Source organism: Gordonia sp. (in: high G+C Gram-positive bacteria) (assembly GCF_049299075.1).
In the GTDB taxonomy this organism is placed as follows: Bacteria; Actinomycetota; Actinomycetes; order Mycobacteriales; family Mycobacteriaceae; genus Gordonia.
On record NZ_JBAQWU010000293.1, the window covers coordinates 1 to 11731 of the forward strand.

An 11731-nucleotide genomic window follows, 5' to 3' on the forward strand; every position below is an offset into this window, starting at 1 on the left:
GGCCAGCGCATCGAGGTCGGCGGCCGCCGCGAACGCGGCGATAGCGGACTGGACGGCATCAGCCAATTCCGTCGTGGACGGGAAAACGTTCGGGACTGCGTCGCCAGGCACCGGCGGGACTCCTTGAATACGGTGAAATAACGAGGTCAAGACTAGTCGACCGACCGCCGCGGGCCCATCTCGACCCGGACGCGCCGCCCCAATCCACCAGCGGGTACCCCACAAGCGGTAGATTCAGCCAGTCATCACCGAACATCTGAGGAGCAACCGTGCCCGTCGCACCCGGCTCAAGCATTGCTGGATACAAGGTCGTCGCCCTGCTCGGTTCGGGCGCCATGGGCGACGTCTACTTGGTGGAGAATCCGCACCTGATCCGGCGCGAGGCCATGAAGGTGATCTCCATCGGCGGCACGTCGAACCCGGATTTCCAGACCCGCTTCACCAATGAGGCCCGCACGGCCGCCTCGTTGGACCACCCCAGCATTATCACTGTCTACGCCTACGGCGTCGACGGCGATTCGCCGTGGTTCACCATGAATTACCTCGACGGCCCCGACCTGGCCAGCGTGCGTCTCACCTCAGCAGACGTCGTCTCCGCAGTCAGTCAAGTGGCCGACGCCCTCGACTACGCGCACGCCCGACAGGTGGTGCACCGCGACATCAAGCCCGCGAACATCGTGATTACCCGGGACGCCGAAGGGAATCTGCGCCGGGCCGTCGTCCTCGACTTCGGTATCGCGCGGCTCGCCGATTCGCCGCAGCTCACCGCGGCCAACTCGGTCGTCGGCACCATGGCGTACACCGCGCCGGAACTGATCTCCGGGCAGTCCGCCGGCCCGAAATCCGACCAGTATTCGCTCGCCTGCACCACATACACCCTGCTGGCGGGCACCGCGCCGTTCGGCGGCGACACGTCGGCGTCAATCATGATGGCCCACCTGCAGCAACCGGCGCCGTCGATCGCTCAGGTCCGTCCGGATCTGGGGCCGCTGGCACCGGTACTGGCGCGCGCCATGGCCAAAAATCCCGCCGAGCGGTACCCGGATTGTCGCAGCTTTGCCGCCGACATGCAGCGTGCGCTGGCCCAGACTTCGTCGGCAACCGCCACCTCGATCGGCCCGATGCCGCCCCTCACCGGCGGCTCGCAGCCATCGCAGCCGTCGTACCCCTCCGGCGCCCACTCGCAGCCCGGATTCCCGCCGCCGTCGGGATATCCGGCACAGTCGAGCTATCCGGCACAGCCGGGTTTCCCGCCCTCGCCGGGCTATCCGGCACAGCCGGGCACCGAGTGGACCGCCTATCAAACCGGTGCCAACGGATTCCCAGGAGCACCGGCCCCCAAGAAGCGCAAGGGTCTGATGATTGGTCTCGCCGCCGCCGCGGCAGCCGTCGTGATCGGCGTGCCGAGCGGCCTGGCTGCTTCGGGCTTCTTCAGCTCCGACACAACGCCGACCGTGACCGTTGACGCTGCAGACCAAGCGAAAATCTCCACCTACTTCGGCACCTCGTGCGCGGTGGACGGCGGCAAACTCTTGTGCTGGGGAGCCAACGGCGACGGCCAGCTCGGTGATGGCACCACCAGTCCGCAAACCAAACCGCAGCAGGTCCCCGGCCTGAGCGACGTCACGTCGGTCGACCTCGGCGGCTACCTATCGAGCGACAACGAGTCCGACGTCACCGCATGCGCGGTGGCCGGCGGCAGTGCCTACTGCTGGGGCGACGGCCTGTTCTCCGCCCTCGGCAACGACAGCGACAGCACCCAGAAGCAGGCGACCGCAGTCCTCGGCCTCGGTAATGTCACGTCAATCGCCACCGACAAGTTCACCACCTGCGCCGTCTCCGACGGCGACGTCTACTGCTGGGGCTGGAACTCGCGCGGCGAGGCCGGTCAGGCCCGCACCGATAAGGAAGTGCGCCTGCCAGCCAAGGTCCAAGGCATCAGCGAAGCCACCTCGGTCACGGTCTACTCGGGCAATACCTGCGCCATCACCAAGAGCGCGGAACTCTACTGTTGGGGAGACAACAGCGACGGCCAACTCGGTACCGGCGGGCAGAACGACAACCCGACGCCCACCAAGCTGTCCCTGACGGGCGTCACTTCAGTGGCCCTGGGCGGCGGTACCGCGGACTCGCTGCGCTACAACCAGGCCTGCGCCGTTGCCGAGCAGAAGGTGTACTGCTGGGGTGCGCGCATGAACGCTGACGGGTCAACCGAGCGCCAGAACACGCCAATGGAGGTCACCGGGCTGCCCGCGATGGCCGCCGTCACCGTCTCCGATGACACCAAGTGCGCACTCACCACCGACGGTTCCGCCTTCTGCTGGGGCAACAACCGCACCGGCCAGGCCGCTGTCGACGGCGGCGTCAACGTCGTCGACCAGCCCACCAAGGTGGCGGGGCTGGGCCCGGCAGGTGCGATCACCACCGGTAACGGCACCAGTTGCGCCACCAGCGGCGGGGACATGTTCTGCTGGGGCAACAACGACCGCGGCCAGCTCGGCGACGGCCAATTGGGCGGTCACACCGCCGCCCCGGCCAAGGTGGTGTTCGCTTCTTAGGAGCGCGCCTCGGAGGAACGCTGGGCGGCGCTGGCATACAGACAGATCGCGCTGGCGGCCGCTAGATTGAGGCTTTCTGCGCGCCCGGCGATCGGGATCGACACCCGGAAGTCGGCCCCGGCCAGCACATCGGCCGGCAGGCCGTGCGCTTCGTTGCCGAACAGCCAGGCGTGCGGCTGCGCCAGCAGGGCGTCGGCGGCAGGCAGCGCGACTTCGCCGTCCATGGTGGTCGCCAGCGTCAGCAGACCGACCTCGCGCAGCCGGGCCAGCGACGCGGCAATATCGCGGTCGACAGCGATCGGAATGTGGAAGACGCTGCCCGCGCTTGCGCGCACGCATTTGCCGTTGTGCGGATCCACCGAGTCACCCAGCAGCAGCACCGCTTTCGCACCGAGCGCATCGGCGCAGCGGATCAAGGTGCCCGCATTACCCGGCTCCCGCGGCTCCACCGCCACCACGACGAAACCCGGACCCGCCCACTCGACGTCGTCGAGAGACCGGGTCAGCAGGGTGGCTTCGGCGAAGATTCCGGGCGCAGTGGCGGTGTCCGACAGCTTGTCGGCGGCGCGTGCGGTGAGCAGCTGCACCGGTAGGTGCGCCCGCTCGGCGCGCGTGAGGAGATCGCCGAAGCGGTGGGTGTCGTCCTCGCGGACCAGAAGCTGCAGGGCGCGGCCGGTGGCCAGCGCCGCGTCGACAGCGTTCGCGCCTTCGGCGAGAAATCGCTGGTCCGAGCGCCGTACCGCTGCTCGATGCAGCTTTGCCAACGACACGACCCGCGAGGAACGTTCGGTGAGAACATCCATCGCGGGTCGCTTGTCGTGCTTCTAGGTGAACGGGCCGATCAGGCGACCGGGGCGTTCACGTCTTCCGGCAGCGCCGCGCGGGCGATGTCGACCAGACCGGTGAAGGCAGCCGGATCGGTGACGGCCAGATCGGCCAACACCTTGCGGTCTACCTCGACACCCGCGAGCTTGAGGCCCTGGATGAAGCGGTTGTAGGTCATGTCGTTGGCGCGGGCCGCAGCATTGATGCGCTGGATCCACAGCTTCCGGAACTCACCCTTACGCGCCTTGCGGTCGCGGTAGGCGTAGGTCAACGAGTGGAGCTGCTGCTCCTTGGCCTTGCGGTACAGGCGCGACCGCTGACCGCGGTAGCCCTTGCTGGCCTCGAGGATCGAACGGCGCTTCTTCTGGGCGTTGACGGCCCTTTTTACACGTGCCATGAGTTTAAGTCGCTTCCTTACTAAATGTTCTTCGCCAGGGTCACTTGTTCAGCAGTCGCTTGATGCGCGGGGCGTCGGCCTCGCTCACCACGACGGTGCCGGACATGCGACGGGTGACGCGCGACGACTTGTGCTCGAGCAGGTGGCGCTTGCCGGCCTTCTCGCGCTTGATCTTGCCGCTGCCGGTCAGCTTGAAACGCTTCGCGGTGCCCTTGTGGGTCTTTGCCTTAGGCATGAGTTTCCTTCATTCGGGCGGAACTGACTTCCCGAGCGAACTCGGTAGGTCGTTCCGCATGACGGGGGTGCGGGGTGGGTTGGACTAAGAGTCCGAGGCGGACTGCTTGGCCTGTGCCCGAGTCTTCGAGCCCTTATGTGGAGCGAGCACCATGGTCATGTTGCGACCGTCCTGCTTAGCCGAGGTCTCCACGTATCCGTGGTCGACGACGTCGGCGGCCAGACGCTGCAGCAGCCGGTAGCCCAACTCGGGGCGGGACTGCTCACGGCCGCGGAACATGATGGTGACCTTCACCTTGGAACCCGCGTCGAGGAACCGGACAACGTGACCTTTTTTGGTCTCGTAGTCGTGGTCGTCAATCTTCGGGCGGAGCTTCTGCTCCTTGATGACGGTCATCTGCTGGTTGCGGCGGGACTCGCGCTGCTTCTGCGCCGCCTCGTACTTGAACTTGCCGTAGTCCATGATCTTGCACACCGGCGGACGCGCCTCCGGCGCGACCTCTACCAGGTCCAAGTCGGCTTCGTAAGCCAGGCGAAGCGCATCTTCAACACGCACGATGCCCACCTGCTCACCGCCGGGTCCGACAAGCCGGACCTCGGGGACGCGGATGCGCTCATTGATGCGGGTCTCAGTGCTGATGTGGCCTCCTCGATCAAAGTGTTGTCATGTCGACCAACAAGAGGGGCTCGAACGAAAGACACCGACGCACCGGCGGGCGGGCTGCTCTCCACTGAGAACACCGGCCTCGTCACGGACGACGATGTGACCTTCAACCGGGAAACATTTTGTCGTCCCGAACTAGTCCGGAACAACCATGTCGCGCGGTGGGATTCGAGAATCGCACTTGCTACCCCGGCAGTGCCGAGGTGGTCAACTTGTGCAAGTGTAGCAGTCATGAGCGAGCACTCCTATTCCGACGACGCCCAGCAGGTGCGCGAACTGGCGACCATCCCCGCAATCGAGGTGATCTCGCGTGCCGCGGTGATGCTGATGAGTGCCGCTGCCGAGAAGATCGGCCCCGAGGCCGGCGGCGACGAGCAATACCGCGACCTCGCCGAGGCCCGCGCCCTCATCACTGCGCTGGCCGGCCTGGTGACCGCGTCCAAGGCCGACTTGGGCCTGCACCGCAAGCCGATCGCCGACGGCCTCAAGGCTCTTCAGCTTGCCTTCCGCGAGGCCAGCGCCTACCCGGACGAGCCCGGCGATGGCCCCGGCGAGAAGCTCACCGGACCGGTCAAGGGCTGACGCTAGTCCGTCGCGCCGCCCATGGATTTGCGGATCTCATCGAGCTTCGACTTGGCGGCCTTCTCACGCTCAGCGAAGAAGTGGTCGAGATTCTCGTTGCCGGGCATCGCGGCGGCGAGTTCTTCGGTGCCGATCGCGATCGCGGTACGCTTCTCGATCTTGTCGCGCACGAAGTCCAAGGTCGGCTCGCCCGCCTTGGTGTAGCCGGTGACGTCCTCGTACGACGGCGCCTGCACACCGTGCTCGGCGAAGAAATCGTCAAATGTCAGGCCGGGCGGCAGCGAGTCGACGATCTCGCGAGCGAGATTCATTTCCGCGGCATGCCACTGCGCCGCTTCGCGGACGTGGTCGGGGACCTGGTCGGGATCGCTGCTCATACCGTCACCTTAGTCAGCTAGCCGACTCTTCAGCGGGTAGCAGTTCCCGCAAGAACGCGGCGGTGTGCGAGCCTGCGGTGGTGGCCACCTCTTCCGGCGTTCCCTGCGCCACCACGGTGCCGCCACCGCTGCCGCCGTCCGGGCCCATATCGATGATCCAGTCGGCGGTCTTGATCACGTCCAGGTTGTGCTCGATCACGATCACGGTATTGCCCTTCTCCACCAGACCGTCGATCACCATCAGCAGCTTGTGGATGTCCTCGAAGTGCAGACCGGTCGTCGGCTCGTCGAGGATGTAGACGGTGCGCCCAGTGGAGCGCTTCTGCAGTTCGGCCGCCAGCTTGACGCGCTGCGCCTCGCCGCCCGATAGCGTCGGCGCGGGCTGGCCGAGCCGGACGTAGCCGAGGCCGACGTCGACCAGTGTCTTGAGATACCGGTGGATCGAGGTGACTGGCTCGAAGAACTCGGCGGCCTCGTCGATCGGCATGTCGAGCACTTCGGAGATGGTCTTGCCCTTGTAGTGCACTTCGAGCGTTTCCCGGTTGTAGCGCGCACCGTGGCACACCTCGCACGGAACGTAGACGTCCGGCAGGAAGTTCATCTCAATCTTGATGGTGCCCTCGCCCATGCACGCCTCGCAGCGGCCGCCCTTGACATTGAATGAGAACCGCCCCGGCTGATAGCCGCGGACCTTCGCTTCGGTGGTGGCCGCGAATAGGGTGCGGATCTTGTCGAAGACCCCGGTGTAGGTGGCTGGGTTCGACCGCGGGGTGCGCCCGATCGGCGACTGATCGACCTGGACCTGCTTGTCCAGGTGCTCCAGCCCGGTAACCCGTGTGTGGTGACCCGGCACCTGCCGTGCACCGTTCAGCTTGTTCGCCAGCACCGTCGCCAAGATGTCGTTGACCAGCGTGGATTTGCCCGACCCGGAGACGCCGGTCACCGCGGTGAGCACGCCCAGCGGAAACTTGACGTCGATGCCGCGCAGATTGTTCTCGGTCGCCCCGATCACGGCAACCTGTCGTTTACGGTCGATCGGCCGCCGGACCGAGGGCACCTCCAGCTGCTTGCGGCCGGACAGATACGCGCCGGTCAACGACTCGGAGTTCGCCAGCAAACCCGCGTAGTCGCCGCTGTGCACCACCCGGCCACCGTGTTCACCGGCGCGCGGACCGATGTCGACGATCCAGTCTGCGGCCGCGATGGTGTCTTCGTCATGCTCCACGACAATCAAGGTGTTACCCAGATCGCGCAGCCGCACCAGGGTCTCAATCAGCCTGCGGTTGTCGCGCTGGTGCAGTCCGATGGACGGCTCGTCGAGCACGTACAGCACGCCAGCCAGACCGGCGCCGATCTGGGTGGCGAGCCGAATGCGCTGCGCTTCACCGCCGGACAGCGAGCCGGCCGCCCGCGACAGCGACAGATACTCCAGGCCGACGTCGAGCAAGAACCGGATGCGGGCTTGCACCTCTTTGAGTACCCGGCCGGCGATGGCCGTCTCCCGTTCGCCGAGGCGCAGCCCGTCCAGGTATTCGGCGCATTCGGCGACCGACAGCGCGGTCACGTCGGCGATGGAAAAGTCGCCGCGATCCGGATTGTGCAGCGTTACCGCGAGGATCTCCGGCCGCAGGCGGGTACCCGAACACGCCGGACACGGAACGTCGCGCATATAGCCCTCGTAGCGGTCCTTCATCTGCTCGGACTCGGTGGCCTCGGCCCGGCGGGTCAGGAAGGCCATGACGCCCTCGAACTCGGTGTAGTAGCTGCGGGTGCGGCCGTACCGGTTGCGGAACTTGACGTGCACCTGGTGCTCGGAGCCGTCGAGTAGCGCCTTGCGGGCGTTGCGCGGCAGCTTGTTCCACGGGGTGTCCAGGTCGAAGCCCATCTGTTCGCCGAGCCCACCGAGCAGCCTGCCGAAGTATTCGGCATTGTGGCCCGACGACCACGGCGCGATAGCGCCCTGCCCGAGGGTCATCTCCGGATCGGGCACCACCAGCGACTCGTCGACCTCCTTGCGCACGCCGAGGCCGTCACAGTCCGGGCAAGCGCCGAACGGCGAGTTGAACGAGAAACTGCGCGGCTCCAGATCGTCGATCGCGATCGGATGCTGATTGGGGCACGCCATCTTTTCCGAGTACCGCCGCGTGCGGTGCTCGTCGTCGGCATCGCGGTCCACAAAATCGAGCACCACGATCCCGTCGGCCAGCCGCAGCGCGGTCTCCACCGAATCGGTGAGGCGCTGGCGCGCGGACGCCTTCACGCCGAGACGGTCGACGACGACGTCGATATCGTGCTTCTCCTGCTTCTTCAGCTTCGGCGGCTCGGCCAACTGGTACACCTCGCCGTCGATCCGCGCGCGAGCGAAACCCTGCGTCTGCAGTTCGGCGAACAAGTCGACAAACTCGCCCTTACGCGACCGGACGACCGGGGCAAGTACCTGAAACCGGGTGCCCTCGTCCAGGTCGAGCACCTGGTCCACGATCTGCTGGGGTGTCTGCCGGGAGATCTTCTCGCCGCAGACCGGGCAGTGCGGGGTACCGGCGCGGGCATAGAGCAGACGGAGATAGTCGTAGACCTCGGTGATAGTGCCGACCGTCGAGCGCGGATTGCGGTTGGTCGACTTCTGGTCGATCGACACAGCGGGCGAGAGCCCCTCGATGAAGTCGACGTCAGGTTTGTCCATCTGTCCGAGGAACTGCCTGGCATACGCCGACAGCGACTCGACGTAGCGGCGCTGCCCCTCCGCGAAGATCGTGTCGAAGGCGAGCGACGATTTGCCCGAGCCGGACAGACCGGTGAAGACGATCAGCGAATCGCGAGGCAAGTCGAGGTCAACTCCGCGCAGATTGTGCTCGCGCGCACCCCGGACGATCAGACGATCAACCACGTAAAACTCCCAAGAATCTCATGCGTAACGCGACGACGACGAACCGTCCTCGTCCACCGGTCCAGGGTACGCGGGGCCCCCGACACGTCCGATTCGGAGAGCCAGGTCCGATTCGGAGAGCCGATTCGGACACGGACCCGGCGCGCATCCGTAGGGTGGCTGATATGACCATTCCGGCGACGGTGTCCGACGACTACACCGGCGAGTTGACGGCCGCACCCGATCATCACGGGGTAGCCGCGCAGCGCCGTCGCATCCCGGGGGCCGAGATCGTCAAAATGTCGGTGGGCCCGATGGACAACAACGTCTACGTGGTGACCGATAGTCGTACCGGGCAGAGCCTGCTGATCGACGCCGCCAACGATCCCGATTCGATCCTGGCGCTGCTGGGCGCGCTCGACGGCACGCTGGCCCAGATCGTCACCACGCACGGCCATTTCGACCACTGGCAGGCCCTCGCGCAACTCGACCGCGCCACCCACGTGCCGACGGCCGTCGGCGCCGCGGACGCACCGGACCTTCCGGTCGCACCGGACCGTCTGCTGCGCGACGGCGACCGCATCACCGTCGGGGCGCTGGAGTTCGAGGTGATCGGACTGGTCGGCCATACGCCCGGCTCGATTGCCCTGGCGCTGACCGAACCGGGCGGCCGCGTGCACCTATTCACCGGCGACTCGCTGTTTCCCGGCGGCGTCGGCAAAACGTGGCAGCCCGGCGACTTCGAGATCCTGCTCGACGACGTGGAGACCAAGCTCTTCGCCCGCTACGGCGACGACACCGTCGTCTACCCCGGCCACGGCACAGACACTACGCTGGGCGCCGAACGCCCGTCTCTCGGCACATGGCGCCAGCGTGGCTGGTGATTTATCCACCCTGGATGTAGTACCCCTCGAAAAGAAAGTGGTTGAAGGTCTGTGATTCTCAGAAAGATCGCTCGTCCCCTGCTCGCGACGGCATTCATCGCCTCCGGTGCCGACCTGCTCCGTGCGAAACCGGCCGTCGCAGCGACGGTGCAGCCGATGGTGGACACCGGGCGCCAGGCGCTGCCGGACCAGATCTCGGGCAAACTGCCCGCGAACGCGTCGACGGCAATGCGCGTCGCCGGTGTCGTGCAGGTCGGCGGCGGCATCCTGCTGGCCACTGGCAAGGCACCGCGCCTGGCCTCGGCGGCCCTGGCCACCACGCTGATTCCAGTCACCGTGTACGACGGCGCCTTCTGGACCGAGACGGACCCGGTGCGACGCGAAGCCCGCAAAGTCGGCCTGATCAAGAACGTCGGCTTGCTCGGCGGCGTGCTGATCGCCACCGCCGACACCGAGGGCAAGCCGTCAGCAGCCTGGCGCGCACAGCACGCCGTTGCCGAGGCCCAGTTCGCCGCGAACATCGCCGCTAAAGAAGCCTCGCTGGCCGGTAGTGTCAGCAAGCGGCGGCTCAAAAAGGCCGCTAAGAGCGCCGCCAAGGCGTCCCTGCGTTCGCACGGGCACCCGGCAGTGGCGCTCGCGCTGCCGCTGGCCGCCCGGGTGGGCTCCACCGCCGTGCACCATGTGCATGCCGACGCCAGCGAAGAACGCCACGAACTGGCCGAGCGCGCCAGCGATGCCGCCGACAAGGTCTGGGATAAGGCCGAACTGGCCGCCGTCCAGGCGAAGGCTAAGGCCCCGATTGTCGCTGCCAAGGTGCGTAACCGCGCCGACGAGGCCGCCGAACAGTTCGCCCACCGCGCGCCGATCCTCGTCGACGAGGCCAAAGTGCGCGCCGAGCATCTGGCGACGAAGGCCAAGGAGCAGGCTCCGGTCGTGGCCGAGAAGGCCCGCGAAGGTGCCGAGGTCGCCAAGGAACGCGCCGAAGAAGTGACCCGCGAGGTCCGCAAGCGCTGGCGCGATCGTCAGGCCAGCTAAGACGTCAACCGCCCGCAACGGCCGGTCCACCCGGTGGACCGGCCGTTGACGCGTGGACACCAGTACACTGGATCGACTGTGAGCACCGATCCCCACTTTGCCGAAGAACAGGCACATCTGGACGTCGTCTATCGACGCCTCGACGCGATGCGCAAGACCGCAGATCGACGGCTCGCCGAGACCCTGATCGAGTCCGGCGGCAGCCCGCAGGAGCTGTCCGAGCGCGAGTCGTACGAGCGGCACTACTCGCAGATGCTCGCCCGCATCATGGCCGCCGAACACAACCTCTACTTCGGTCGTCTCGACATGATCGACGACGATCCCGAGATCGGCCAGATCCGCCGCGTCGGCCGGATGGGCGTCACCGAAGACGACCATGTGACGCCGTTGCTGCTGGACTGGCGCGCACCCCTGGCCCGGCCGTTCTATCTGGCTACTCCGGCTTCCCCAGAGGGGGTCGCCCGCCGTCGCCATCTGCGAACCCGGTCCCGGGCCGTCCGCGGAATCTCCGACGAGGATCTCATCTCCGGCGAGATCCACCTCGACGACGACTCGGCCCTGACCGGCAGTTCCTCGGTGGTCAACGAGGCCGCGCTGGTCAGCGCACTGAATGCCGCACGCACCGGCGAGATGACCGACATCGTCGAGACCATCCAGCGCGAGCAGGACGAGATCATCCGCGCGACCCATCGCGGCGTCATGGTGGTGCAGGGCGGACCGGGCACCGGCAAGACCGCGGTGGCACTGCACCGCGCGGCCTACTTGCTCTACACCTACCGAGATACGCTCGCGCGCAGCGGTGTGCTGATCATCGGACCCAACGAGACATTCCTGGACTACATCGCCCAAGTACTCCCCTCACTCGGTGAGACCGGCGTACTGCTCTCCACTGTCGGCAATCTATTCCCTGGCGTGGTGTCCGACGGTGTCGACAGCCGCCGGGCCGCCGAACTCAAGGGTGACGCGGACCGCATGCTTCCGGTGTTGCGCGCGGCGGTTCGGGCCAAGGAAAGCCTGCCGCCGCAAGGACTTTCGGTCCGATTCGACGGGTACACGCTGCCGCTCGAGGCCGAACTGATCAAGAAGGCCCGGGGCGCGGCACGCTCCACCCGACGGCCACACAATCTGGCCCAGCGCACTTTTCTCCGCACCGCGCTCGATGAACTCGCCGCGCTCCATGCGAGCAGGTTGGGCCCGTCAACGCTCGACGGCTCGCAGTTGCTCACCGCCGCTGACTTGGTCGACATCCGCGACGAACTCGGTTCTGAGGACGAGGTGGTATCGGCGGTCCTCCAGTTCTGGCCGACGC

The 11731-nt window shown here is 66.6% G+C and carries 11 protein-coding genes; 5 read left to right on the top strand and 6 right to left on the bottom strand.

The window, feature by feature from the left end; translation table 11 throughout:
- Nucleotides 1–269 precede the first annotated feature (269 nt).
- Nucleotides 270–2558, top strand: coding sequence for a protein kinase domain-containing protein (locus WAW85_RS08910; protein ID WP_422559257.1), 2289 nt, complete (start codon nucleotides 270–272; stop codon nucleotides 2556–2558).
- Here the strand turns inward: WAW85_RS08910 and WAW85_RS08915 are convergent.
- The 4 genes from WAW85_RS08915 to infC all read right to left on the bottom strand — a co-directional run bounded on the left by WAW85_RS08915 (nucleotide 2555) and on the right by infC (nucleotide 4654).
- The gene (locus WAW85_RS08915) at nucleotides 2555–3361 is read right to left on the bottom strand and encodes a TrmH family RNA methyltransferase (protein ID WP_422559258.1); all 807 of its coding nucleotides are present in this window, start codon (nucleotides 3359–3361) and stop codon (nucleotides 2555–2557) included. The genes WAW85_RS08910 and WAW85_RS08915 overlap by 4 nt on opposite strands.
- Before the next feature lie 38 nt (nucleotides 3362–3399).
- Nucleotides 3400–3780 carry a 50S ribosomal protein L20 gene (gene rplT, locus WAW85_RS08920; RefSeq protein WP_422559259.1) on the bottom strand — a complete coding sequence of 127 codons (381 nt, stop codon included), beginning with the start codon at nucleotides 3778–3780 and terminating at the stop codon, nucleotides 3400–3402.
- A gap of 40 nt (nucleotides 3781–3820) precedes the next feature.
- The gene (rpmI, locus tag WAW85_RS08925) at nucleotides 3821–4015 is read right to left on the bottom strand and encodes a 50S ribosomal protein L35 (protein WP_422559260.1); all 195 of its coding nucleotides are present in this window, start codon (nucleotides 4013–4015) and stop codon (nucleotides 3821–3823) included.
- Between the two features lie 84 nt (nucleotides 4016–4099).
- A complete protein-coding gene (gene infC, locus WAW85_RS08930) occupies nucleotides 4100–4654 on the bottom strand; it encodes a translation initiation factor IF-3 (RefSeq protein WP_422559267.1) in 555 nt (184 codons plus the stop codon).
- A 255-nt stretch (nucleotides 4655–4909) separates the two neighbouring features.
- Here infC and WAW85_RS08935 point away from each other — a divergent pair, with 255 nt between their 5' ends.
- On the top strand, nucleotides 4910–5260 hold the full coding sequence (locus WAW85_RS08935) for a DUF1844 domain-containing protein (RefSeq protein WP_422559261.1): 351 nt from the start codon (nucleotides 4910–4912) through the stop codon (nucleotides 5258–5260).
- A 2-nt stretch (nucleotides 5261–5262) separates the two neighbouring features.
- On the opposite strand, the gene WAW85_RS08940 is transcribed toward WAW85_RS08935, so the two are convergent.
- Together WAW85_RS08940 and uvrA are read right to left on the bottom strand one after the other, a co-directional pair.
- On the bottom strand, nucleotides 5263–5637 hold the full coding sequence (locus WAW85_RS08940; RefSeq protein WP_422559262.1) for a hypothetical protein: 375 nt from the start codon (nucleotides 5635–5637) through the stop codon (nucleotides 5263–5265).
- Nucleotides 5638–5650: 13 nt separating this feature from the next.
- A complete protein-coding gene (gene uvrA / locus WAW85_RS08945; RefSeq protein ID WP_422559263.1) occupies nucleotides 5651–8524 on the bottom strand; it encodes an excinuclease ABC subunit UvrA in 2874 nt (957 codons plus the stop codon).
- A gap of 164 nt (nucleotides 8525–8688) precedes the next feature.
- On the opposite strand from uvrA, the gene WAW85_RS08950 reads away from it, so the two are divergent.
- The 3 genes from WAW85_RS08950 to WAW85_RS08960 form a co-directional block, all read left to right on the top strand.
- Nucleotides 8689–9387: an MBL fold metallo-hydrolase gene (locus WAW85_RS08950; protein WP_422559264.1), complete on the top strand. Its 699-nt coding sequence runs from the start codon at nucleotides 8689–8691 to the stop codon at nucleotides 9385–9387.
- 51 nt (nucleotides 9388–9438) lie between these two features.
- On the top strand, nucleotides 9439–10422 hold the full coding sequence (locus WAW85_RS08955) for a DoxX family membrane protein (RefSeq protein WP_422559265.1): 984 nt from the start codon (nucleotides 9439–9441) through the stop codon (nucleotides 10420–10422).
- Between the two features lie 78 nt (nucleotides 10423–10500).
- Nucleotides 10501–11731 (top strand): HelD family protein (locus WAW85_RS08960; RefSeq protein WP_422559266.1); only part of this gene is annotated, 1231 nt, incomplete at its 3' end.